Source organism: Thaumasiovibrio subtropicus, assembly GCF_019703835.1.
Classification (GTDB): Bacteria; Pseudomonadota; Gammaproteobacteria; order Enterobacterales; family Vibrionaceae; genus Thaumasiovibrio; species Thaumasiovibrio subtropicus.
Genome location: NZ_AP023054.1, coordinates 3,451,362 through 3,473,198, shown reverse-complemented (window position 1 = coordinate 3,473,198; position 21,837 = coordinate 3,451,362). Strand labels below are relative to the sequence as shown.

The following is a 21,837-nucleotide window of genomic DNA, read 5'->3' as shown; positions in this document are numbered from 1 at the left end:
TGCGGGGCATATCCGATGAAGTATTTAAATAACCACTTGAAAAGTATAGCTATTTATTTGAGTATGGGAAAATTGTTACATTGCATAATTAGTCAGACACTTTGTCGGTTATTATCTGTGCTACAGTTCCTCCTAAGTCAGGCGTAAAATGAGGTATTGATGTACTCCTACGTGGCAAGACAGCCAATTTTTAATCGTCAACAAAAAACCGTCGGTTACGAGCTGCTATTTCGTGACGGTGAAGCCAATGGCTTTCCGGACGTCGAGCTCAACACGGCGACATGTCGGCTTATTGTCGAAAACTATTTTGCGGGCGGTCAAAACAAAGCGTTGTCGTCAGGGCGGAGCTTTATCAACTTCCCTCAACAGAGTCTAGAAAGTCTGGTGCCGACCATGCTGCCAAAAGAGCAAATCGTGGTTGAGGTATTAGAGAGCTGTGAGCCAACGGACGGATTGTATCAGGCGGTACGCCGGCTAAATAAGATGGGCTATGTCATCGCGCTAGATGACTTTGTACCCAGCGCGCGTTGGCGTAAATTTATTCCTCTGGTTCATATTGTCAAGCTTGATCTGTTTCAGATGCCTGTTGAAGAGGCTTGTGCATTTGTGGTGGCGAATCGTGGCAAGAAAATTAAGTTCCTTGCTGAGAAAGTCGAGACCCATGAGCAGTATCAGCAGTGTTTTGATGCGGGCTTCCACTTTTTCCAAGGTTACTATTTTAGTAAGCCTGAACTGTTAAAGCAGCGCCGTATTGATGGCTCACAAGTCAATACTCTGCGGATATTGCAGGAGCTATGCCGCTCTAACGTCGATTTCAATCGTGTTGAAAAGATGATTACCAGTGACTTGGCACTCTCTTACCTTTTGCTGCGATATGTTAATGCCAGTACCCAAGGGCGCACGGTGAAAGAGATCGTGTCGTTTAAACAGGCGTTGATCTACCTTGGTGAAGATAAGTTGCGTCAATTTGTCAGTCTCGTCGTGACAGCGCATGCTGCCATCAATAAACCCAACGAACTGTATATGCAGTCCATTCTGCGCGCCAAGGTGAGTGAAAGTTTGGCGCAGGCCGGAGGCCGCAAAGAGCTGACACATCAAGCTTTCTTGTCAGGTCTTTTTTCGATGCTCGATTCGCTATTAGATACGCCGCTTGAAGAGGTGGTGGAGCTGCTACCGCTTTCCGATAGCGTGCAAAAAGCCTTGTTAACAAAAGAAGGTGAGCTAGGTACCTTACTCTCACTGCTTGATGCATATGATTTGGCCGAATGGGAGCGAGTAGACCGCTGCTGTGAAGCCCTGTCTATCTCTCCTAAGCAAGTCAGTGTCGCGTACGAAGATGCGCTGCGTTGGTCACAAGATTACCGTCAAGCGTAATCCCTTTCCCACGCCGAGTCGTAGGCGCTTTCGTAAGAGAAGGTACTTGCCAAGGGGACGCCTAATTGGTATCCCACTTGGCAAGACAGGGTGTTGCAATGGTAAGCATTATGCTACCTGCATCTCATCACGTGTTGCGTGAGCGTAGCTTAAGCCACGGCATTCACTGCATTGACACTTGTGCCAGTGTTTACGTGTGAGAGTGCGCTCTAGCCAACCGCGTGGTACACGGTGGAGTGCAGTTAATTTGCTGCAATGTGGGCAAGTTTTAAATAGATTCATGACGCTCTACCTTAATGCGTTATCCAATAATCCTTTTGGTCTTCATACATCATGTAACTGAATAATTGGGATTAGCGTCACATATTTTTACGCATTAGGTGTCTAGTTGTCTATAGTGGAAGTGCATAGAAAAGCGATCAAAGTGTAAGAAAATTTAGCATGCAAAGTCTTGTTTGGAATACAAAAAAGCCGAGCAATATGCTCGGCTAGAATTGGTGTTGGTAAAGTGTGCGATTAACTACCGAAGTTGTAGTAAGTTGCGGCACCTGGACCGACAGGAATATTGAAGATAAAGACCCAAACATAGAAGAGTAAGCTCCAACCCACCAAGAAGCAGATCGTATAAGGCAGCATTGTCGCAATTAAGGTACCTATGCCAAGGCGCTTCACATAGCGACTACCGACGGCCATGATAAGGCCAAAGTAGCTCATCATTGGGGTAATCAAGTTAGTGACAGAATCACCGATTCGGTAGGCAGCCTGAATGGTCTCTGGTGCGTAGCCAACCAGCATGAGCATCGGCACGAAAACGGGTGCAGTGATGGCCCACTGTGCTGATGCTGACCCAAGCGACAAGTTGATGATGCCGCACATAATGATAAAGCCAAAGAAGAGCGCTGGACCTGTAATACCCATGGCTTCGAGGAAGCTTGCACCGCCGACAGCAATGATCTGCCCAAAGTTAGTCCATCCGAAGAATGCAACAAACTGTGCAGCAAAGAAAACGAGCACAATATACATGCCCATTGAGCTCATTGACTTCGACATTGCATCAATAACATCACGATCTGTGCGCATCGTGCCCACAACGCGGCCATAGACATAGCCAGGGATGGCAAAGAAGACAAAGATGAAGGCAACAATACCGCGTAGGAAAGGTGAGCCTGCAACAGCACCGGTTTCAGGGTGACGCAAAATACCCCACTCAGGCACAATGGTTATTGCCAGTACGGCTGACACTGCGAGCGCGGCCAGCCCTGCCATTTTCAGACCTCGCGTTTCTAGCGGCGTGACCGCAGTCGCTTTGTCTTGGCTTACATCTTCTGAAGCTTCATCCGTGTTGTATTGTCCGAGCTTGGGCTCAACAATTTTCTCGGTGACAAAGGTACCTGCTGCAGATACGAAGAAGGTAGAGAAGGCCATGAAGTACCAGTTAACCTCAGGGCCGACAAGATAGTTGGGATCCAGCATTTGTGCGGCTGTTTCCGTGATGCCTGAGAGCAAAGGGTCAACGGTGCCAAGCAGTAAGTTTGCGGAGTAACCGCCAGAAACACCGGCAAAGGCGGCCGCGAGGCCAGCGAGTGGGTGGCGACCTAATGAATGGAATATCATTGCGGCTAGTGGAATCAATACGACATAACCAAGCTCTGACGCCGTATTAGAGATTATGCCAGCAAAAACAATGGTGAATGTGACAAGGCGTGGCGATGCGCCCATCACCATTTTACGCATGCCAGCTGAAAGCAACCCAGAGTGTTCAGCAACGGCGACACCCAGCATGGCGACCAATACGGTACCGAGTGGCGCAAAGCCGGTGAAGTTAGTGACAACACTTTGTACGATACGCTGCAAGCCTTCCGCGCTCATTAAGCTGACAACGTGAATCATGCCGTCAGCGGCGCGGCCACTTGCCCCTTCAGGACGTGGGTCAACAACAGAAAGCTCAAAATAACCCGCAATTCCTGATGCGACGACAATCGCGACGCAGAAGATGGCAAAAAGAGTGATCGGATGCGGTAAGAGATTTCCAAGCCATTCGACGCTATCGAGAAAGCGCGTAAACAGATTTTTTTTCTGTTTTTTGGTGGAGAGCGAAGGAGATGTTTGCATGTTGTGCTCCATTTTTATTTTATCCCGTCTATGGGTATTGTGCTGGCAGGTTACGCCAATAATTAGGCGATAAGAAAGACATAATTGTGTCAAAATGTGTTATTGGTGAATAAGTTGTTGTGAGTTTGTTTTGGTTTGATGTGGTATTGGCTATCGGATATGGCGTATTAATGCTGAAGATGTGTAAAAAGTCATTCCTTGTAAGTTTATGATTTAAAAAGGTGTTGCAAAGCGGTGCCTTTTTGATAACTCCGTCACTTACAGTCCGTCTTTACCGCTGAATACATTTAGACATCTTCTGAAGCTCAAATTAACAAACGCATAACCATTCATTTTTCGGTTTGAGTCAAAATACGCCCGAATTGACGCCTGAGTGACAAGTGGCGAGTGCCAAAGTGATAAAATATCGTTGCTTTAGCTTATTTTTAGGGCACAGGTGGCTATATGTGTGGTCAAAATCCGTGAGCACCATTCGTATCAGACTTTAGTACAGGAGTATTCAGACGCCATGCAGCGAGAGAAAGTAGCTTATATCGACCTAATGCGGTGTGTGGCTGCCATCGCCGTTGTCGCTATTCACGTGCTGGGGCCATATCGATATCAAATCAGTGAGTTGGCTGCATGGGACTGGAGTATGGCGATTGCGATCAATAGTGCGAGTCGCTGGGCTGTGCCGCTTTTTATTATGATAAGCGGGGCATTGCTCTTGAGTGATACACGCCCTTTTGATTTGAGCTACTACCTAAAACGTCGCGTTGGCAAAGTTGTCGTGCCTTTTCTCGTTTGGTCGCTGTTTTATGCGTTACTGAGTGGCCTTACAAAACAGGGATGGCAATGGGAGTCAGTGGTGTATGTGCTTAAAGATGCATGGCGTTCCCCTACCTATTATCACCTAGGCTTTTTCTACTATTTTATCCCTCTTTATATCGTTGTGCCTTGGCTGCGTTATCTATGTCAACAATGCGCACCGCTTTACTGGCAAAGTTTACTCATGGCATGGCTACTGCTTGTCTCAGCAAACCTTTTACGTCTAGATGGGGTTTGGAGTCAGGACATCTTGTTTTATAGCGGATATTTACTGGCAGGCTATGGTTTATACCACATGATACAAACCCATTGGTGGCATCTACGTTGGCCGTTTTGGGTGGTGGTAATGATGGGGGCGATCGCATTGACGGCTTATCAAGTCATCGTGCCGAGTCTCGCCGCAGAACGTTACTTGGTTGGTCGTTGGCTCTCTTACAAGACATTGAATACCGCGGTGATTGCTGCGGCAGTCTTTGTGTTGTGCCAGCAAGCGTATGCACTCTTATCACCACAGGTGACCAAGGTGGTCGGAGAGGTGAGCCGATATAGTCTGGGGATCTATTTATTGCATCCAATCGTATTATGGCCTGTCAGAGAGTGGTCGCTGTATTGGGGGCCATCGGTTGTCATGATTGTGGTTTGGACGTTTGTTGCTTTGTGGGGAGCATGGTGGATGACGCGTTATTTAGCCTCGAGAGCCAGATGGGCGTGGCTGGTTCCCTAGAGCTTGCAAGTAACCACTAACGATGGCGGTTACTTGCAGAGCTGACCTTCGCAGGATGTTAGCGTCGCAGTGCGAAGTGACAAAAGCGGGTGCCTTGGTAAGTGAGTATGCCTTCATCTCCCGAGTTTAATGAATGGTAATAGTGAATACCGACTTCAAACTCGCGCTTTGGGCCTCCTTTAACGGGCTGAACATAGATCCAATATCGCTCGGTTTCTTCTCCGGGCAATGGACGCTCTACTTCAACACTCTGTTTATCGAGTACTTTGACGAGAATATCTTTCTCTTTTGCGCCTTGTCCATAAGTATGGCGGCTGAGAGAAAACCACAAATATGCTCCGGCAAAAACCAGCAGCACCAGCATGACGACGATAACAGTGATAGGCATAACCCCTCCTTGATTGGCAGAAGTGTACCGTTAATCGCGTCCACATCTGTGAGATGTAACAGAAATTGTGAGCTCTGCTGGATTATCTAAGGTATGGACTTGCATTGTGGTATGGGGAAGCTGGGTTTGAGATGGAAAATTCACGTACTGCTCGAAGATTCGTGATGGATTCACTGGCATCATGATGATGATTGTTGTTTATTTATCAATAAATTGGACGCTCCGCTGCGATGAGAGAAACGAGGAACGCCATCGTTAAGTAGTGGAAAGGCCGAATGATTTGCTTCAAGTATAGAGACTAGGAATCCTCACCACTGCAAGGTAAAGTGTGGATATGAACTCAGGGAGGAATAATGGCGGATATTGATTGGGTTGTGAAACGCTCGCGCCGCATCGAAGCATTATTGAAGCAGCACTATCATGCCGAGGGCAAAGGGCTGCATGAGTTGATTACGAGTTGTGAAGAGCGCTTGCCTCATGATCTCATTCCTCAACTGCGCTTTATTGCCACCATCCGGAATAAAACGGTGCATGAAGACGGCTTCAAGCTTGATAACCGAGCCGACTTTGCGGCGACGTGTAAACAATGTGAGCAGGTACTTACCCCGCGTAGCGGTCGGTTTGTATGGGGACTTGCAATGTTCTTGGTCTTTGGTCTGACCGCGTTAGCGGCACTGTTTTATTATTTGGTTTGGGATAAAATCTCGCTAGCTTGGCTTGCAGTATCCTCCTCAAACCTCTGTTAGTCAGGGCATGGATGCTGTGTCATTCCGTGTCTGTGACGCTGCTTGTATTGTATGGATATTGCCTTTCCCGACTTGGATAATTAAATGTTTTTGTGGTTTGCTTTTGCTGTATTTGTCGCTTGTCATCTCGCCGCTGTCGGGCGGGCGAAGTGGTTGTATTGGTTGTCAAAGCCAGCCGCGATTTTAGCCCTTGTTTTTATTACGCTGACGCAAACAGAAGCCCCCGGGTCGTACCAATGGCCAATTACCATCGCATTATTGTTGTGCGTAGTGGGGGATCTGTTTTTGATGTGGTCGCGAACACGGATCGGCTTAGGTTTTTTCTCGTTGGCTCACCTATGCTGCTGCATGGCATTTTGGTCTGAAATAGGGTCACCTATCGTCTGGTGGTTACCCGCATTGTTTTATGCCGCAGGGACGCTGGTCTACTTATTGATGCTGCCAAACTTACACAAAATGGCATGGCCGGGACTACTCTATACAGTGAGTGGTGTGAGCATGGCTTGGATTGCCAGTGAAGTTGGGCTTGAAGCTGTCACTTTGGTGAGTGGTTTAGCCTCAGTAGCGGCGTGCCTCTTTTTGTTTTCTGCTTTTCTTTTTGCCTTGGAACAGTTCCGTGGCGGCTTTTCTCATGCGCGCAGTTGGGTGCTTCTCACTTACTTTTCAGCGCAATCATTACTGACCGCCAGTGTGGTTGTTTACTAGCACAATGTTGATTTAAGGGGGCGCGATGCAAAGTGAGTGGGTGCGTGTCAGTGAGGCTGCGCATGCGCTAGAAGCGAACCTTTGGGCAGGCCTATTGGCGCAGTTTGGTATCGAGAGCCGCTTAGTGGGTGGCACGCTTTCAGCCGCAGTTGGCGAGTTACCTACTGACGTGATGGCGGTAGAAGTGTGGGTGCCAGCGCTCCAGCATGCGCGTGCTCTAGCGATTTTGGAAGAGCTGCATCGCCCAAAATCAGAATGGCGCTGCCAACATTGTCATGAACTTAATGATGGGCAATTTGAGCTATGCTGGCAATGTGGCAATGAACAATAAAATGGACGATTCTTGTTCATTATCAATTTGTTTATCATCTTTTATGCTTACTATTCAGCGTTATTATGGTCATTCCTCTCTGTATCTCGAAAGAATGAATACATTGGGACATACTCAAGCATCTTGAGGTGGTTTGAGTATATGCAGCTTTAATAAGTTGAACCTCCGATAAACCTTTGGCTAGGGGCGTTTGGAGCAAAAAAATAATGATTAAAGGAGTACACATGAACTCAGTTGTTTCGGTGCATGCTCACGAGGTGTTGGCACTGTTAAAAGAGAGTGACATCCCTTATACCATGAATGATCTGACGAGTGAGGTGGTGAGAAACCTGGGTAGCAATGTAGTGTTTCACACCTGTAGTCAGCAAGATCTGAGTTTGTCTGCGCTGATGGAGTTTCTTTTAGCGAAGGGGAAAGTGGTGCGCGAGGGCGAGTTTATTAAAGTGAACCCGAAGCGAATTTGTAACCACTAGTTCATCGTCAATCCGCTAGATGCCGTATGTGTTCATCAAGGCAGTGACTGAGAGAATCTCACTGCCTTTAAATTGAAAATAAAGATATACTCGCGCTGTTTTGTGTCGCCAACGTTATATGAGGTGAGTTGTGGACATCCTATCAGCAGCGGCCATGTTGTTTCTCATCATGGATCCTTTAGGCAATTTGCCGATTTTCTTGTCGATTCTCCGTCATATCGATCCTAAGCGACGCAGAAAAATTGTGATGCGCGAGATGTGCTTTGCATTAATTATTCTGTTGTTGTTCTTATTTGGCGGCGAGCAAATTCTCGGCTTTTTAAATATCTCCCCGGAAACGGTCAGTATCTCGGGCGGTATTATCCTCTTTATTATTGCGATTCGGATGATTTTTCCCCAACCGGGTGGTGTGGTTGGCTTGGCCGCGGGAGAGGAACCCTTTATTGTGCCGATGGCCATTCCGATGATTGCTGGCCCGTCCGTAATTGCCTCACTGCTTCTCCTTTCGCATCAAGAGCCGGGGCGCATGATGGATTGGGTGGGGGCGGTAATGATTGCATGGTCTGCCAGTTTTGTGATCTTAATGTTCTATGATCACTTCCACCGCCTTTTGGGTGAAAGAGGCTTGAAAGCGGTTGAGCGTTTAATGGGGTTATTGTTGATTATGATCTCTACCCAGATGTTTCTTGATGGGGTGAAGTCATACTTGGGATAGGCGTAAACCGGAAAAATTGACCTAAAAAACCACCTGCTTAGGTGGTTTTTTCTCTTGGCCATCAGCTCATGTGCTTTCGGCGAATATCGAGAAGCGCGAAAATACCAAAAAGCAGAATACTGCTCTTTTCCCATTTACTAAGTGAGAGCTTATCGCCAAATGCACCAATAAAAATTAGCGTTTGCAATCCATGCATCATGAACAAGAAGGCGGTCATGATATAGAGCGCGATGGCTGCTACGCCAGGAAATGGATGGAAAAGGTTAAGGATCAGGATCGCCCATACAAATCCCATCGCACCTTTTGCGAGCATTAATAGTGTCTTCATTCGGCTTCCCTTTCATAGAGGCGGTAACTGAGTTGGCCGGCATGCTTTTCCCGATGTAATCGCCAGTGTGCAGGAACAGTCGGTGTGCCAAGCTCTTTTTCGGCCTCAATATAGATCATCGCATGGGGCGAAAGCCAGCCGTTTTGCTCTAACTTCTCGATACAGTCAGGAAGGAGGTTTTGACGAAACGGAGGATCGATAAACACAATATCATACGGTGTCGCTGGTCCATCTAAGTACTGCAGTGCATTGGTATTGTGTACTTGTGCTGAGGTGTCTTGAAGCGAATCAATATTACTTTTCAATTGATTAGAGGCTGTTTTGTCGAGTTCGATGAGATCAACATGGGCGGCAAAGCGTGATAAGGCTTCGATGCCGAGGCTACCGCTTCCTGAGAATAAGTCTAAGCAACGAGCGTCGTGAAGATCGGCAGCGAGCCAGTTAAATAGCGTCTCTTTGACACGGTCGGTTGTTGGGCGTAACCCTTCACTGTCATGGACCGGTAATTTGCGTCCTCGCCATTTTCCACTGATGATGCGCACGAAGCCCGTTGGTTTTGAGGCGGGTTTACGACGGGATTGCGAAGGGCGTCTAGACATAGATTTTTTCGACCGTTTAGAAAGTGTTAGTATAACTCAGTTTTTGCACGCCTTTGGCGTGCACCCACAGTTAGGATTGTTGCCAATGGCAGAGAAAAAGAAACGCGGATTATTTTCGTGGCTTGGTTTTAACAATAATGACCAGGCTGAGCAAGAAAAAGAGCCACTTGACGCGCAAGAAGCGCGAATAGAAGAAGAGAATACCACGCCAGCGGCGGAAAACGTCGAGGTGGAGCAAGAAAGCACCCCTGATTCTGGTGATTCAGAGGTTGTTGCTGAGCAACAGATTGAGGAAACTGCGCTAGAAGCAGAAGCAGAAGCAGAAGCAGAAGCAGAAGCAGAAGCAGAAGCAGAAGCAGAAGCAGAAGCAGAAGCAGAAGCAGAAGCAGAAGCAGAAGCAGAAGTCCTTGTCGTCGCAGAACAAGAAAAGCCTCAGCGTGAAGGCTTTTTTGCTCGTTTAATGCGAGGTTTACAGAAAACTAAAGCCAATCTGGGCTTTGGCTTTTTCGGTTTATTCAAAGGTAAGCAGATTGATGACGATCTGTTTGAGGAGTTGGAAGAGCAACTGTTGATCGCGGATGTGGGGATGGATACCACGACGAAGATCATTGATAGCTTGACAGAAAAAGCGAGCCGTAAAGCGCTAAAAGATGGTGAAGCGCTCTATGGCCTTCTTAAAGAAGAGATGTCAGACATGCTCTCTGCGGTTGAAAAACCGTTAGAGGTAAGTGGTCACACACCTTATGTGATTCTGATGGTCGGCGTTAACGGCGTCGGTAAAACAACGACGATTGGTAAGTTAGCGAAACAGCTTCAAAATGAAGGTAAATCTGTCATGTTGGCAGCGGGAGACACCTTCCGTGCAGCCGCGGTAGAGCAGCTTCAAGTCTGGGGTGAGCGCAATAGCGTCCATGTTGTCGCGCAGCATACCGGTGCGGATAGCGCCTCCGTTATCTATGATGCGGTTGAATCTGCTCGTGCTAAAGGTGTCGATGTGGTGATCGCCGATACAGCAGGTCGCTTGCAAAATAAAGCCAACTTAATGGAAGAGTTGCGCAAGATTGTCCGCGTCATGAAGAAGCTGGATGACAGTGCCCCACATGAAATCATGCTAACACTGGATGCTGGTACGGGTCAGAATGCGATTAGCCAAGCCAAACTCTTCAATGATGTCACACCTTTGACGGGCATTACCTTAACCAAACTGGATGGTACGGCAAAAGGGGGGGTTATTTTCGCGATTGCTGACCAATTCAATATTCCAATTCGATTTATTGGGGTCGGTGAAGGCATTGAAGATCTACGTCCATTTAATGCTGATGAGTTTATTGAAGCCTTGTTTAGCTCAGAGGAGTAGCGTGTGATTCAGTTTCAGCAAGTTAGCAAAGCCTACCGAGGCGGTCGCCAAGCATTGCAGCGGGTGAACTTCCAGCTGCAAAAAGGGGATTTTGCATTATTAACCGGTCACTCCGGTGCAGGTAAAAGTACCTTGTTGAAACTGATCTGCGCAATGGAGCGACCAAGCGACGGAAAAGTGATGTTTAACGGGCACGACATCAGCCGCTTACCACGTCAACAGATCCCATTCTTAAGACGTCATTTAGGCATCATTTTCCAAGATCATAAGTTGTTGATGGATGCGTCGGCTTTTGACAATGTTGCACTGCCGCTTCGGGTAGCCAATGTCGGTGAAGATGAAGTGAAACGCCGTGTGTCCGCGGCCCTTGATAAAGTGGGCTTGTTAGATAAAGCGCGCTGCTTACCGATGCAATTATCAGGTGGTGAACAGCAACGGGTGGGGATTGCACGCGCCGTCGTGAATAAACCTATGATGTTACTGGCTGATGAACCTACCGGGAATTTAGACCATGCTTTGTCGTTGCAAATGATGCAGCTATTTGCCGAGTTCAATCGTGCGGGAGTGACTGTTTTGTTAGCGACGCACGATACCTCGTTGATCAATCAGCACCAAGGCGTTCGTCTTGATTTGCAAGGCGGCATGTTAAGTGAGGTGAGCTATGGCGGTTAGTTTTTTCGGGCGTCATAAGCGTGATGCAAATACAGCGTTTAAGCGTATGGGGGCGAGGCCGTTAGGGAATGTCCTGACTATTGCGGTGCTGGCGTTTGCCTTAACGCTACCGACCTGTCTGTATCTACTGGCAAAAAATGTATTGCTTGTCAGTGATGCCTTACCACGTTCGTCACAGTTGACCGTCTATCTGACTCATGTGCCGTCAGACAGTCAACGAGACGTGATGCTGACGGAGTGGCGTTCATGGAGTAAAGTCGATAGCGTGACTTACATCTCGCCGGATGAGGGCATTGAGGAGTTCTACCAGTTTCAAGGTTTTGCAGAAGCGATTCCGCTGCTTGATAACAATCCACTGCCGGGAGTGATGGTGGTTGAGCCCGTTTCAGAAGCGCTGGATGATGTGGTGATGCTAGCGCAACGCCTATCTGCCGAAGAAGGCGTTGACGATGTAAGGATGGACAGCGATTGGATTGAGCGTTTTGTCGGTATAAAAGCAGTATTGATTAAGCTCGCGTTGGTGTTTTCTGTACTAATGTTATTGGTGGTCTTTCTCGTTATCGGGAACACCTTACGTCTACAAGTCTTGGATGAGAAATCACGTATTCAAGTGATGAAACTCGTAGGCGCGACCGATGCGGATATTCTTCGTCCCTATCTCTATACGGGCATTGGGTATGCTGGTTTTGCTGCTGCAATCGCTTGGTCAATGGCGGCGGGGATCACCTTACTCGTTGACCAAAGTGTTATCGAACTGGCTGATCTATACGGTGCGACATTTCGTTTAAGTGGTATGGGTATTGAAGAGACAGGTTTATTGTTTGGTGCTGCTATATTGCTTGGTCTGATGGCTGGGCAGCTTTCCGCGCAGCGTCACTTAAGAGAAATTGAACCTGTTTAGCGTTTTTGAGTCTATTACTGTGGTGAAAACGTGTTTGACTTGCAATTGTCATCATAATGTGTTCACCTTCTAGGCTTACTTTTATTTGACTGGCTTGAGATTAATCGATTGACGAGGTTTCAATGACGAAAGAGATGTATCCAATGGCCGTTGTCTCGGCAGACAGCTTAGATGGCTATATTCAATCTGTGAATCGCCACCCGATGCTGACTGCTGATGAAGAGCGACACTTGGCTGAACGTCTTCACTACGAGGGTAATATTGAGGCGGCGAAAGGCCTAATCATGTCGCATCTTCGTTTCGTTGTGCATGTTGCCAAGGGCTATACAGGCTATGGCCTCCCAATGTCTGATTTGATTCAGGAAGGTAACATCGGTCTAATGAAAGCGGTCAAACGCTTTAACCCGGAAGTTGGGGTACGTTTGGTATCGTTTGCTGTTCACTGGATTAAAGCTGAGATTCACGAGTACGTCCTACGTAACTGGCGTATTGTGAAAGTTGCCACGACAAAAGCGCAGCGAAAGTTATTCTTTAATTTGCGTAAAGCGAAAAAGCGTTTGGGTTGGTTTAGTCACGATGAAGTGAACATGGTGGCTGAGCAGTTGGGTGTTGATGCGTCTGAAGTGATGGAGATGGAAGCCCGTCTTGCCGCACAAGACGCGACCTTTGAAGCGCCGACGGAAGATGACGATGGTGACAGTGCTTACACTGCCCCTGTGTTTTATCTTGAAGATAAAAGCTCAGATGTTGCGCAAAGTTATGAAGAGCATAACTGGGAAAGCCATGCGCAAAATCGCCTCGCGAATGCGATGTCTACATTGGACGATCGTAGTCAGCACATTGTGCGTGCACGATGGCTCGATGAAGATAAAGCAACACTGCAAGATCTTGCTGATCATTATAGTGTGTCTGCAGAGCGTATTCGTCAGCTTGAGAAAAACGCGATGAAGAAGTTAAAGCTGGCTGTGGGTGACGCACTGTAGCGTCCTTACACTGCTTAAAGAAATTTGAAAACCGGCCGTTGGCCGGTTTTTTTGTTTGTGTCCTCGAAGATCTGCGTTTTAGAGAAGTCGGGATCAAGGGAATGATCGCTTGAGAAATGGTCAAATAAAGATCAATGCATTCAAAGAGTTGTAAACAGTAGCACAAAACGCCTAAATGACTGCTATACCTTGCCTCAGAGGGAACTTATATAAATTAGCACACAGAGTTATCCACAGGGAATGCATGATCAACACTACATGTAGTAGATCCAGGTATCCCAAAACACTTTATTCACGCAACTCACAAGCTTTTCCACAGTTGGTGGCAAAATAATCACTGTTTAACCCTACTACGAGTATCGGGATAGAAGCGTGGCTTTCAGGTACACTTAGACGTAATAAAAATGCGCAATGGAAGGTATCTATTCATCGGCGCTAAACACAATATTCGTCAGTGAGGAAGTGATGGAACAATTTCAACATATCGATGTTGCTGGTGCGCTCGCCAAGCAACAAAATGATGGCGCTGTGATGGTCGACATTCGTGATCCGCAGTCTTTTCAGTTATCTCACCCTGTCGATGCGATTCATTTAACAAACGATACCTTGGGCAGTTTTATGAATGAGCACGACTTTGAAACACCGGTGCTCGTGATCTGCTATCACGGAGTGAGTAGTCAGGGTGCAGCGCAGTATCTTATTAATCAAGGCTTTGAAGAAGTCTATAGCGTGGATGGCGGCTTTGAAGCTTGGCATCGAGGTGACTTGCCAGTGGAACAAGCGTGCTGACATGAAATTCGATTAGCTGATTAGGGTGTGGTTAAGGCAAAGATTGCTATACCTTAAAGAGTGATAGTCAAAGACCTCAGGCTTCATGCTTTGAGGTCTTTTTCTTTTTAGTTCTCGATGGCGAGACGCAGCGCTCGTGATGATTCAGTTAGGTGAGGCATGATTAAATTTTTCGTTATCGATAATTTGCGTATCGCACAAGCCTTTGTGGATTATTGTGATAGTCGTCAGCTAAAGGTATTGATTCAACCCGAGCCTGAAGGACTGTTTTCTCTATGGATTGCCGATGCAGCACAGCAGATAGAGATTGAAGCTGAATTGAAACGATTTGTGGCAGAGCCTGACCATCCTCGTTATCGAGAGGCGTCATGGGATATGGCGGAATCACGGCCGACGTACCTGAGAGCAACGTCCCCCAGTTTATTGAATATGATTAAGCAAGGTGCAGGCCCATTTACCTTACTGATTATGTTGCTATGCTCGGGAATCTATATTCTGTCTTCATGGCAGTGGCAGCAGCCCATCTTTCAACTTCTCCATTTCCCTGTCAACGCATCGCAATGGGGAGAAGTGTGGCGTTGGGTGTCTCACGCAGTAATGCACTTTTCGACGACACACATCATTTTTAATCTGCTTTGGTGGTGGATCCTCGGCGGCAAGATTGAAAAAATCCAAGGCAGTGGCCGATTGATGTTGCTCTTTATGGTCTCGGCTGTGCTATCTGGGCTTGGACAATTCTTAGTGACTGATGCATTTTTCGGTGGTCTCTCCGGCGTAGTGTATGCCTTGATGGGGTACTGTTGGTGGCTAGGTTGGCTACTGCCAGAGAGAGGCATTCAGTTAGAGAAACATTATGTCGGTTTCATGTTGTTATGGATCGTGTTGGGATACATTCAACCTTTCATTGGTATCGCTAATACCGCGCATTTAGTCGGGCTGATGTCGGGGTGTGGTTTAGCGGCGCTAAGTTACGCCAAAAGCCGACTCTAAGTTGTTGCTGAGTTAGACGCGAAGAGGCAGCCATATGGGCTGCCTCTTGATGTTTAATGAGAGGTGATAGACGCCCTATTGGTAGAGGTACTTAGTAAACAACAGTTCTGTCACTACTTTTTGTCCCGTCTCCGCAAGTAGCAGTTGATTAATACGATCTAAGCAATTGAGGCGAATCTCTTCACGGCCCGCCAAGGTCTTAATCGTGGTTTCCCCCTCCTGACCAACAATTTCAATAATGGTGTCGCGGATGAGTGGATCGTGATGTTCAAGAATATCAATTAAGCTTGGGTCAATGACCATCAGGTCAATCTGCAGACGCAAGTAGCCCAGTTTTTTCCCTTGTGTGGTGTAGTTCGTGGTGATATCCGGGGACAAGGTGTAGTAAGTGTACTGTGGCTCTACTTCGCCCTCTTCTTCGGCATGCAGTGGAAAGGCGAGCGATAAAAGTGTCAATACAACGCAGAATAGTCGGTTCAGTGAGCGGAAGCGCATCGTGGGTATCCATTTTTGAAAAAAACTGGTTAAGATGACCGAATCTCGCGAACGCAATAATATTCGTGGCAGCTTCGGCTTGCTACAATAGCTACTCTTTATGGTAATCAAATAATTAGTATCTACCAACATTTTGTCAAACTTATTGGTAGATAGAAACATGGAAAGATGTCGGAATTCAAACGGTTGTATAAGCCTCTATTAGAACAGGCTGTGTGGTCTCCGCCGACGATGTTTGAGCAAAGATGCCAAATTGGTGATTGGTTGCTTGATACAACGTCTCTCTCGCGACGTTTCCAGCAGCATTGTCGCATGTTATCAGTCGAGCTGGTGGAGCAGACTGACATTCCTCATGATGCTTTATCGGCGCAAGAGCAACAGTTACTGCCTCAATCAGGCTGCCTGTTGAGAAAAGTGGTTTTAAAAGGTGATGGCGTACCATGGCTATTAGGGCGTACTTTGATCCCACATTCGACGTTAACTGATGAAGAGCAGGATCTTGCTCAACTAGGTGAAATGCCGTTGGGATTACGGGTATTTCAAGGGGAGCAGGCACATCGCGATGCCTTGGCGATTGCGCAGGTAGGAGAAGGCTTGTGGGCAAGGCGTTCACGGCTTTGGCTAAATGAGAAACCAATGCTGGTTTCTGAAGTGTTTTTGGCGGACGCGCCTCTTTATCGGAGTAAGGATACGTGGAAATGACAAAGGCGCAGGCTTATTGGCGCTTAACACGGATGGACAGGCCGATAGGTAGTTTACTGTTGCTATGGCCAACCTTATGGGCGCTGTTTATTGCCGCAGATGGGGTACCTGATGGGTATGTGACGTTTGTGTTTGTCGTCGGTGTGTTTTTAATGCGTTCTGCTGGCTGTGTGATTAATGACTATGCCGATCGCCATTTTGATGGCCATGTAAAGCGCACTAAACAGCGGCCAATCCCGTCGGGTGCGGTGACAGAAAAAGAGGCACTAGGGTTGTTTATCGCCTTGTCGATACTTGCTTTTGCACTGGTTCTGACGATGAATAGCCTGACCATTCAGTTGTCGTTTGCTGGCCTAATTTTGGCGACGGCTTACCCATTTATGAAGCGCCTTACGCACCTACCTCAACTGGTTCTTGGTATGGCATTCGGCTGGTCGATTCCGATGGCTTTTGCCGCCCAATCCAATGCGGTGCCTGCGGAAGCGTGGTTACTCTTTCTCGCCAATGTTTTTTGGACAGTGGCCTATGACACTCAGTATGCGATGGTTGATCGTGATGACGATATCAAGATAGGCGTCAAGTCTACCGCATTGTTATTTGGTCGTTGGGATAAACGGATTATCGCTGGGTTGCAGTTGGTGACGTTGGGCATTTTAGTTTGGCTTGGTGAGCAACTTGCGCTGGGGCAGAGCTATTATTGGGGGCTGTTGGCGGCGGCGGCGCTGTTTGTGTATCAGCAACACTTGATCCGGCATCGAGAGCGAGAACGTTGTTTTCAAGCTTTTTTGAACAACAACTACGTTGGTATGCTTATCTGTCTTGGCTTGGTGATAAGTTTGCTGTAAACCGAGTTGGATGAAAAAACAGGGGGAGCAATTTGTGCTCCCCCTGTTTTTTGTGCAGCCTTAAAATAGACGATTGAGACCGTTTAGCGCCGCAACGCGATAGGCTTCAGCCATGGTGGGGTAGTTGAACGTTGTGTTGACAAAATAATCGATGTTATTGCCTTCGCCCTTTTGTTCCATGATGGCTTGACCGATGTGGATAATTTCTGCAGCGCGTTCGCCAAAGCAGTGGATCCCCAAGATCTGTTTGGTGTCACGATGAAAGAGGATCTTTAAACTGCCGACATCCATGCCTGCTATTTGAGCGCGGGCCAGATGTTTAAACTGCGCGCGACCCACTTCGTATGGCACCTTCTCAGCGGTGAGCTCTTGCTCTGTTTTGCCGACTGAACTGATTTCCGGAATGGTATAAATGCCTGTCGGGATATGGTCGATTAACTGGCGGCTTTCACCTTGGCTAATTGCTTGTGCCACATGGCGTCCTTGGTCATAGGCGGCACTTGCCAAACTCGGGTAGCCAATAACGTCACCCACCGCATAAATGTGGTCAACTTCCGTTTGGTAGAGGCCATTTTTTGCCAATTGACCGCGAGAGTCTGGGGTAAGGCCAACGGCTTCGAGGTTGAGGGTATCGGTATTGCCTGTGCGGCCGTTGGCATACAAAATACAATCGGCGCGCATCTTCTTCCCGGATTGTAAGTGAACAATCACTCCATCCTCAGTGCCTTCTATTCGTTCGTAAGCTTCATCATTACGGATCATGACACCGCTGTTCCACAGGTGGTATGACAGTGAGTCGCTGATTTCGTTATCTAAGAATGAGAGCAAGCGATCGCGTGTATTGATGAGATCGACTTTGACACCGAGACCCCGGAAGATGGAGGCATATTCGCTACCAATGACCCCCGCGCCGTAAATGATGATATGGCGAGGGTCATGCTTGAGACGCAAAATGGTGTCTGAGTCATAAATGCGTGAATGAGAGAAATCGACATCTTTCGGGTGATAAGGTCGAGAGCCTGTCGCGATGACAAATTTATCAGCCGTATAGGTTTCTGTAGAGCCGTCAGGTTTGACTACTGCGACGGTATGGCTGTCGGTAAAATGCGCTTCTCCAAAAATGAGTTGGCATTGGTTACGGTCGTAAAACCCTTGGCGCATTTTGGTTTGCTTATCGACGACACCACGGGCGTGATCAAGTATCTGACTGAAGGTACTGTGCAGGCTAGGCTGGTTTTTAGAGAAAAGCGGGTTTTGATTGTATTCAATGATTCGGCTGACGGCGTGGCGAAGCGCTTTAGAAGGTATCGTCCCCCAATGAGTACAGCCGCCACCAACACTTTTTTCTCTTTCAATCACTGCGACACGGTACCCTGCTTTGGTGAGCCCCATGGCTGCCCCCTCACCGCCGGGTCCACTACCGATGACTATCGCATCAAAATGATTGCCTTGCTGTTTATCCATGTCCAGCCCTTTTATCATTATTGCAACATTGCTGATACGATATTGTAAACCTTTCTATGGTCAGGTAAATTCGCTTGCGTGAATTGCTCGCGGGTGATCACGGAGTTTTTCTTTTTCTGGACCAGATTGCCATTGATAGCCCTTTGAACCTGTCGCATCAGCCAAAAAGGGGTATAGTGTGGGCAGTAGTGATTCAGCATGATATGAACCAAAATGGGAATTCGAGCACAGCAAAAAGAAAAAACACGCCGTAGTTTGATAGATGCCGCGTTTAATCAACTGAGTGCAGAACGGAGCTTTTCTAATCTCAGTCTCCGTGAAGTCGCCCGTGAAGCGGGTATTGCCCCCACTTCCTTCTATCGCCACTTTAAAGATATGGACGAACTGGGCCTAACAATGGTCGATGAAGGCGGGTTGTTATTGCGTCAATTGATGCGGCAAGCGCGTCAACGGATCGCGACAGAGGGCAGTGTGATCCGTACCTCGGTAGAGACTTTTATGGAGTTTCTTGAAAACAGTCCGAATGTTTTTCGACTATTGTTACGTGAGCGTTCTGGCACGTCGCCGGCCTTTCGGGCCGCAGTGACGCGAGAAATTCACCACTTTGTCGCTGAGCTAACAGAATATTTAGAGGCGAAAACGGCAATAAGCCGTGAAGAGGCTTACGCGCAAGCAGAAGCTTCGGTCACTCTTGTGTTTAGCTCAGGTGCTGAAGCGTTAGATTTGAATTCAGAGCAACGTACCGCTTTGGCTGAACGCCTAGTGATGCAGTTGCGGATGTTGGCTACCGGTGCGCATTTTTACCGGAAAGAAAAAGAACGGGCATTTTTGAAAAGGAGCCCGGTTAACTGATAACGACAGATGAGGTTAGACATGGAAAAGGCGTCAGTAAAACGTTCTATTTTGCTCTTTGCATTTATTGGTGGTGTAGCTGGCAATGCCAGTGTGGCGGCACTAACAAACAGTTTGGTTCCCTTCTCTATTTTCCCTCTGCTAACCTTTGGGTTTGCGATGTATTCGATTTACCAAACGTATGTTGCCGCACCTTATGCTGAAGGAACCCTCACCCTATCGACAGGGACATTTTTAGTGGGTGCGTTTGGGTATTCTGCATTTTTGCGTGCTTTAAACCCGGAACTGGGCTCCAACTTCTTCTCTTTGATCCTGATGCTGGGTATTCTTTTCTGGATTGCGATTAAAGTCGGAGTGATGTCGCCATCGTCGTCAAAATCGAACAGTACAGCGTAAATAGCGGTAGATGTTGAGATCAAAAAAGGACCGTAGCGGTCCTTTTTTAGTTGTCAGACAACGATAACGTTATTTTCGCTCGAGAAAGACACCCGCCTCCATGTGGTGGGTGTAAGGGAATTGGTCGAAGAGTGCAAAGCGCGTAATGCGATGGGTTTCACTCAGAATGGCCAAGTTCTCTTTGAGTGTCTCTGGGTTGCAAGAGATATACATGATGCGTTCATAGCCTTGCACCATGCGACACGTGCCTTCATCCATCCCTGCTCGAGGTGGGTCAACGAAAATGGTGTTGCAGTTGTAGCTCTGGAGATCGATGTTGTTATCTTTGAGGCGACGGAATTCACGTTTGCCTGCCATTGCATCTGTAAAGTCTTCTGCAGACATTCGGACGATCTGCACATTATCGATGTCGTTTGCGGCAATATTGAATTGCGCTGAATCGACAGATGGCTTCGCCAGTTCTGTGGCGAGGACACGATCAAAGTTTTGTGCCAAAGCAAGCGAGAAGTTACCGTTTCCACAGTAAAGCTCTAACAAGTCGCCCTCACTGTCTCGGGTGCAGTCGATGGCCCACTCCAACATTTTTTGCGCGACTTCACCATTTGGTTGCGTGAAGCTATTTTCAACTTGTTTATACGTCAGAGTCTTGTCGAACGCAGTGAGTTTTTCAATCACGAAGTCTTGATCTAAAACGATTTTCTGTTTGCGCGCGCGGCCGATGAGATTGAGATTGAAGCCTTCATCATTTAAGCGCTGCTTGAGCGCTTTGGCTTCTTTTTCCCACTCACCATCCAACTGACGATGGTAAAGGAGGGAGATCAGCACTTCACCACTTAAAGTCGAGAGAAAATCGACTTGGAAGAGTTTATGGCGCAATGCTGGAATGTGCTTAATTGCATCGATGAGCAATGGCATTAAGTCATTGATCAAACGACTTGCCTGAGGGAACGCATCAACTCGGTACTTTTGCTTCGTTTTTTGGTCAAACATGATGTAGTAAAGGTCGTCACCTTCATGCCATACGCGAAATTCAGCGCGCATACGGTAATGCTGTGATGGTGAAGGGAAGACATCGAGGGTCGGCGTATCAAACTCAGCGAACATCTCGGTTAGCAACTGTGCTTTGTTGTCGAGTTGAGTTTGGTACTGTCGAGTATCGATTGGGGTATTACTCATGCGGTATGACCTATTTCTTCGCAAAAAATGAGGGCAAATTGTAAGAGGCTTACTGGGTTTGTCCAGTCTTTTTGCTGACTTTTTCACCGTTCTGATATTAAGTCTAGGCGCTTTGTGAGTGAGAGGGTAAGGTAGCCTGGCGATTAGGGAAAAAGGAGTGGCGAATGTCGATCCCAAAGAAAAAGAAGATCAAGGAGATATGTTATCCTTTCATCTACGATACCGATCTGAAGTGTGACTTTGAGATTCATGTGGATGAGCTGTGCTGCCAAATAGGCTGGGTACTCGCTTATTTGCCTGATGAGTTCGATGATGTGAAAGCCGATCTTGAGCATTTACACCCGCTGATTTATCACTTGAATGGCTCTGTTCGCGGTAAAAACGGGATTTTTGAGCAAGATATTGAGTGGCTGACGGCGAGGTATGATCACTATAATGCGTTGAGTAAAGGGAGAGTGAATCAGTTTGTTTTACCGCAAGGCCCTATGCCTGTGCCCGCGCTGCATTTGTGCCGTACCCATGCTAAAAAGACGGTGCGTTATCTCGTTCGTTTAAATGAAGCGGGCATCGCCTTTGAAGAGACCCTACCGCGATTCGCCAATTTACTGGCAAATTTCCTCTTTGTGTTAACTGTCTACATCAAGATGAAGCTGAATGTAGAAGAAAAAGAATATATTAGTATTAATTATTAACTTGATTAGATTGTAAATGTGACGAGGTTTTACCTATAATCTCGACGCTTTTTATAATCAGCTGGGAATCTGGTGAGAATCCAGAACTGACGCGCAGCGGTAATAGGAAACGAAGATAGCTAGGTAGTCGCACTACCAGACACTGCACTTTTGTGGGAAGTCGCTATTGTAGGAGGTCCTTAAGTCCGAATATCAGTTGATCCACAATATGGTATCAGGAT

26 protein-coding genes and 1 riboswitch are annotated in these 21,837 nt (G+C 47.3%); of the genes, 18 read left to right on the top strand and 8 right to left on the bottom strand.

Annotated elements, in window-relative coordinates; genetic code table 11:
- Positions 1 to 159: 159 nt before the first annotated feature.
- Positions 160 to 1,374, top strand: coding sequence for an EAL and HDOD domain-containing protein (locus tag TSUB_RS15575; protein WP_087020551.1), 1,215 nt, complete (start codon positions 160 to 162; stop codon positions 1,372 to 1,374).
- A 108-nt stretch (positions 1,375 to 1,482) separates the two neighbouring features.
- Here the strand turns inward: TSUB_RS15575 and TSUB_RS15570 are convergent, their stop codons facing one another.
- Positions 1,483 to 1,656: a hypothetical protein gene (locus TSUB_RS15570; RefSeq protein WP_159064900.1), complete on the bottom strand. Its 174-nt coding sequence runs from the start codon at positions 1,654 to 1,656 to the stop codon at positions 1,483 to 1,485.
- A gap of 234 nt (positions 1,657 to 1,890) precedes the next feature.
- A complete protein-coding gene (locus tag TSUB_RS15565) occupies positions 1,891 to 3,486 on the bottom strand; it encodes an AbgT family transporter (protein WP_087020548.1) in 1,596 nt (531 codons plus the stop codon).
- Positions 3,487 to 3,994: 508 nt separating this feature from the next.
- On the opposite strand from TSUB_RS15565, the gene TSUB_RS15560 reads away from it, so the two are divergent.
- Positions 3,995 to 5,017: an acyltransferase gene (locus TSUB_RS15560; RefSeq protein ID WP_087020545.1), complete on the top strand. Its 1,023-nt coding sequence runs from the start codon at positions 3,995 to 3,997 to the stop codon at positions 5,015 to 5,017.
- Between the two features lie 58 nt (positions 5,018 to 5,075).
- Here TSUB_RS15560 and TSUB_RS15555 read toward each other — a convergent pair whose 3' ends face one another.
- A complete protein-coding gene (locus TSUB_RS15555) occupies positions 5,076 to 5,405 on the bottom strand; it encodes a DUF2500 domain-containing protein (RefSeq protein WP_087020542.1) in 330 nt (109 codons plus the stop codon).
- A 353-nt stretch (positions 5,406 to 5,758) separates the two neighbouring features.
- On the opposite strand from TSUB_RS15555, the gene TSUB_RS15550 reads away from it, so the two are divergent.
- The 5 genes from TSUB_RS15550 (at position 5,759) to TSUB_RS15530 (ending at position 8,375) form a co-directional block, all read left to right on the top strand.
- The gene (locus TSUB_RS15550) at positions 5,759 to 6,151 is read left to right on the top strand and encodes a DUF4145 domain-containing protein (protein WP_087020539.1); all 393 of its coding nucleotides are present in this window, start codon (positions 5,759 to 5,761) and stop codon (positions 6,149 to 6,151) included.
- A gap of 84 nt (positions 6,152 to 6,235) precedes the next feature.
- Positions 6,236 to 6,856 carry a lysoplasmalogenase gene (locus TSUB_RS15545; RefSeq protein ID WP_087020536.1) on the top strand — a complete coding sequence of 207 codons (621 nt, stop codon included), beginning with the start codon at positions 6,236 to 6,238 and terminating at the stop codon, positions 6,854 to 6,856.
- A 25-nt stretch (positions 6,857 to 6,881) separates the two neighbouring features.
- Entirely contained in the window at positions 6,882 to 7,187 is a 306-nt protein-coding gene (locus TSUB_RS15540; RefSeq protein WP_087020533.1) for a putative signal transducing protein, read from the top strand.
- 224 nt (positions 7,188 to 7,411) lie between these two features.
- Positions 7,412 to 7,660 carry a YecH family metal-binding protein gene (locus TSUB_RS15535; RefSeq protein ID WP_159064899.1) on the top strand — a complete coding sequence of 83 codons (249 nt, stop codon included), beginning with the start codon at positions 7,412 to 7,414 and terminating at the stop codon, positions 7,658 to 7,660.
- 130 nt (positions 7,661 to 7,790) lie between these two features.
- Entirely contained in the window at positions 7,791 to 8,375 is a 585-nt protein-coding gene (locus TSUB_RS15530; protein WP_087020529.1) for a YhgN family NAAT transporter, read from the top strand.
- 61 nt (positions 8,376 to 8,436) lie between these two features.
- Here TSUB_RS15530 and TSUB_RS15525 read toward each other — a convergent pair whose 3' ends face one another.
- Positions 8,437 to 8,703 carry a DUF1145 domain-containing protein gene (locus TSUB_RS15525; RefSeq protein ID WP_087020526.1) on the bottom strand — a complete coding sequence of 89 codons (267 nt, stop codon included), beginning with the start codon at positions 8,701 to 8,703 and terminating at the stop codon, positions 8,437 to 8,439.
- Entirely contained in the window at positions 8,700 to 9,302 is a 603-nt protein-coding gene (gene rsmD, locus TSUB_RS15520) for a 16S rRNA (guanine(966)-N(2))-methyltransferase RsmD (protein ID WP_087020523.1), read from the bottom strand. Before rsmD ends, TSUB_RS15525 begins: the two co-directional genes overlap by 4 nt.
- 85 nt (positions 9,303 to 9,387) lie before the next feature.
- On the opposite strand from rsmD, the gene ftsY reads away from it, so the two are divergent.
- From ftsY to glpG, 6 genes are all read left to right on the top strand, one after another.
- Positions 9,388 to 10,659, top strand: a complete 1,272-nt coding sequence (ftsY, locus tag TSUB_RS15515) for a signal recognition particle-docking protein FtsY (protein ID WP_221274549.1) — start codon at positions 9,388 to 9,390, stop codon at positions 10,657 to 10,659.
- Between the two features lie 3 nt (positions 10,660 to 10,662).
- A complete protein-coding gene (gene ftsE / locus TSUB_RS15510; RefSeq protein WP_087020517.1) occupies positions 10,663 to 11,331 on the top strand; it encodes a cell division ATP-binding protein FtsE in 669 nt (222 codons plus the stop codon).
- Entirely contained in the window at positions 11,321 to 12,232 is a 912-nt protein-coding gene (ftsX, locus tag TSUB_RS15505; protein WP_087020514.1) for a permease-like cell division protein FtsX, read from the top strand. The genes ftsE and ftsX overlap by 11 nt, the downstream gene beginning before the upstream one ends.
- A gap of 122 nt (positions 12,233 to 12,354) precedes the next feature.
- Positions 12,355 to 13,215, top strand: coding sequence for an RNA polymerase sigma factor RpoH (rpoH, locus tag TSUB_RS15500; protein ID WP_087020512.1), 861 nt, complete (start codon positions 12,355 to 12,357; stop codon positions 13,213 to 13,215).
- 465 nt (positions 13,216 to 13,680) lie between these two features.
- The gene (gene glpE, locus TSUB_RS15495; RefSeq protein WP_087020509.1) at positions 13,681 to 14,004 is read left to right on the top strand and encodes a thiosulfate sulfurtransferase GlpE; all 324 of its coding nucleotides are present in this window, start codon (positions 13,681 to 13,683) and stop codon (positions 14,002 to 14,004) included.
- Between the two features lie 159 nt (positions 14,005 to 14,163).
- A complete protein-coding gene (gene glpG, locus TSUB_RS15490; RefSeq protein ID WP_087020505.1) occupies positions 14,164 to 14,994 on the top strand; it encodes a rhomboid family intramembrane serine protease GlpG in 831 nt (276 codons plus the stop codon).
- A gap of 75 nt (positions 14,995 to 15,069) precedes the next feature.
- Here glpG and TSUB_RS15485 read toward each other — a convergent pair whose 3' ends face one another.
- Positions 15,070 to 15,489 (bottom strand): flagellar basal body-associated protein FliL, encoded by a 420-nt coding sequence (locus TSUB_RS15485; RefSeq protein WP_087020502.1) that lies wholly within the window; start codon positions 15,487 to 15,489, stop codon positions 15,070 to 15,072.
- Between the two features lie 168 nt (positions 15,490 to 15,657).
- Here TSUB_RS15485 and TSUB_RS15480 point away from each other — a divergent pair, with 168 nt between their 5' ends.
- Complete coding sequence (locus tag TSUB_RS15480; RefSeq protein WP_087020499.1) at positions 15,658 to 16,191, top strand: chorismate lyase; 534 nt, start codon at positions 15,658 to 15,660, stop codon at positions 16,189 to 16,191.
- Entirely contained in the window at positions 16,188 to 17,036 is an 849-nt protein-coding gene (gene ubiA / locus TSUB_RS15475; protein ID WP_414718344.1) for a 4-hydroxybenzoate octaprenyltransferase, read from the top strand. Before TSUB_RS15480 ends, ubiA begins: the two co-directional genes overlap by 4 nt.
- A gap of 60 nt (positions 17,037 to 17,096) precedes the next feature.
- On the opposite strand, the gene sthA is transcribed toward ubiA, so the two are convergent.
- Positions 17,097 to 18,500 carry a Si-specific NAD(P)(+) transhydrogenase gene (gene sthA, locus TSUB_RS15470; protein ID WP_087020493.1) on the bottom strand — a complete coding sequence of 468 codons (1,404 nt, stop codon included), beginning with the start codon at positions 18,498 to 18,500 and terminating at the stop codon, positions 17,097 to 17,099.
- A 213-nt stretch (positions 18,501 to 18,713) separates the two neighbouring features.
- Between sthA and fabR the strand changes: the two genes are divergently transcribed.
- Together fabR and TSUB_RS15460 are read left to right on the top strand one after the other, a co-directional pair.
- Positions 18,714 to 19,352 (top strand): HTH-type transcriptional repressor FabR, encoded by a 639-nt coding sequence (gene fabR / locus TSUB_RS15465; RefSeq protein WP_087020490.1) that lies wholly within the window; start codon positions 18,714 to 18,716, stop codon positions 19,350 to 19,352.
- A 21-nt stretch (positions 19,353 to 19,373) separates the two neighbouring features.
- Positions 19,374 to 19,748, top strand: coding sequence for a DUF1422 family protein (locus tag TSUB_RS15460; RefSeq protein ID WP_087020487.1), 375 nt, complete (start codon positions 19,374 to 19,376; stop codon positions 19,746 to 19,748).
- 69 nt (positions 19,749 to 19,817) lie between these two features.
- Here TSUB_RS15460 and trmA read toward each other — a convergent pair whose 3' ends face one another.
- Complete coding sequence (gene trmA / locus TSUB_RS15455; protein WP_087020484.1) at positions 19,818 to 20,924, bottom strand: tRNA (uridine(54)-C5)-methyltransferase TrmA; 1,107 nt, start codon at positions 20,922 to 20,924, stop codon at positions 19,818 to 19,820.
- A 164-nt stretch (positions 20,925 to 21,088) separates the two neighbouring features.
- Between trmA and TSUB_RS15450 the strand changes: the two genes are divergently transcribed.
- Entirely contained in the window at positions 21,089 to 21,616 is a 528-nt protein-coding gene (locus tag TSUB_RS15450; protein WP_087020481.1) for an ATP--cob(I)alamin adenosyltransferase, read from the top strand.
- 12 nt (positions 21,617 to 21,628) lie between these two features.
- Positions 21,629 to 21,831, top strand: a riboswitch (cobalamin riboswitch).
- Positions 21,832 to 21,837: the final 6 nt, after the last annotated feature.

Coding starts and splice junctions, on each gene's coding strand:
- ubiA (WP_414718344.1), top strand. CDS start 16,188: ATGACAAAGGCGCAGGCTTATTGGCGCTTAACACGGATGGACAGGCCG.
- TSUB_RS15540 (WP_087020533.1), top strand. CDS start 6,882: ATGCAAAGTGAGTGGGTGCGTGTCAGTGAGGCTGCGCATGCGCTAGAA.
- trmA (WP_087020484.1), bottom strand. CDS start 20,924: ATGAGTAATACCCCAATCGATACTCGACAGTACCAAACTCAACTCGAC.
- sthA (WP_087020493.1), bottom strand. CDS start 18,500: ATGGATAAACAGCAAGGCAATCATTTTGATGCGATAGTCATCGGTAGT.
- TSUB_RS15535 (WP_159064899.1), top strand. CDS start 7,412: ATGAACTCAGTTGTTTCGGTGCATGCTCACGAGGTGTTGGCACTGTTA.
- glpE (WP_087020509.1), top strand. CDS start 13,681: ATGGAACAATTTCAACATATCGATGTTGCTGGTGCGCTCGCCAAGCAA.
- rsmD (WP_087020523.1), bottom strand. CDS start 9,302: ATGTCTAGACGCCCTTCGCAATCCCGTCGTAAACCCGCCTCAAAACCA.
- glpG (WP_087020505.1), top strand. CDS start 14,164: ATGATTAAATTTTTCGTTATCGATAATTTGCGTATCGCACAAGCCTTT.
- TSUB_RS15485 (WP_087020502.1), bottom strand. CDS start 15,489: ATGCGCTTCCGCTCACTGAACCGACTATTCTGCGTTGTATTGACACTT.
- ftsY (WP_221274549.1), top strand. CDS start 9,388: ATGGCAGAGAAAAAGAAACGCGGATTATTTTCGTGGCTTGGTTTTAAC.
- TSUB_RS15545 (WP_087020536.1), top strand. CDS start 6,236: ATGTTTTTGTGGTTTGCTTTTGCTGTATTTGTCGCTTGTCATCTCGCC.
- TSUB_RS15480 (WP_087020499.1), top strand. CDS start 15,658: ATGTCGGAATTCAAACGGTTGTATAAGCCTCTATTAGAACAGGCTGTG.
- TSUB_RS15575 (WP_087020551.1), top strand. CDS start 160: ATGTACTCCTACGTGGCAAGACAGCCAATTTTTAATCGTCAACAAAAA.
- ftsX (WP_087020514.1), top strand. CDS start 11,321: ATGGCGGTTAGTTTTTTCGGGCGTCATAAGCGTGATGCAAATACAGCG.
- TSUB_RS15450 (WP_087020481.1), top strand. CDS start 21,089: ATGTCGATCCCAAAGAAAAAGAAGATCAAGGAGATATGTTATCCTTTC.
- TSUB_RS15565 (WP_087020548.1), bottom strand. CDS start 3,486: ATGCAAACATCTCCTTCGCTCTCCACCAAAAAACAGAAAAAAAATCTG.
- TSUB_RS15570 (WP_159064900.1), bottom strand. CDS start 1,656: ATGAATCTATTTAAAACTTGCCCACATTGCAGCAAATTAACTGCACTC.
- rpoH (WP_087020512.1), top strand. CDS start 12,355: ATGACGAAAGAGATGTATCCAATGGCCGTTGTCTCGGCAGACAGCTTA.
- fabR (WP_087020490.1), top strand. CDS start 18,714: ATGGGAATTCGAGCACAGCAAAAAGAAAAAACACGCCGTAGTTTGATA.
- TSUB_RS15555 (WP_087020542.1), bottom strand. CDS start 5,405: ATGCCTATCACTGTTATCGTCGTCATGCTGGTGCTGCTGGTTTTTGCC.
- TSUB_RS15550 (WP_087020539.1), top strand. CDS start 5,759: ATGGCGGATATTGATTGGGTTGTGAAACGCTCGCGCCGCATCGAAGCA.
- TSUB_RS15525 (WP_087020526.1), bottom strand. CDS start 8,703: ATGAAGACACTATTAATGCTCGCAAAAGGTGCGATGGGATTTGTATGG.
- TSUB_RS15560 (WP_087020545.1), top strand. CDS start 3,995: ATGCAGCGAGAGAAAGTAGCTTATATCGACCTAATGCGGTGTGTGGCT.
- TSUB_RS15460 (WP_087020487.1), top strand. CDS start 19,374: ATGGAAAAGGCGTCAGTAAAACGTTCTATTTTGCTCTTTGCATTTATT.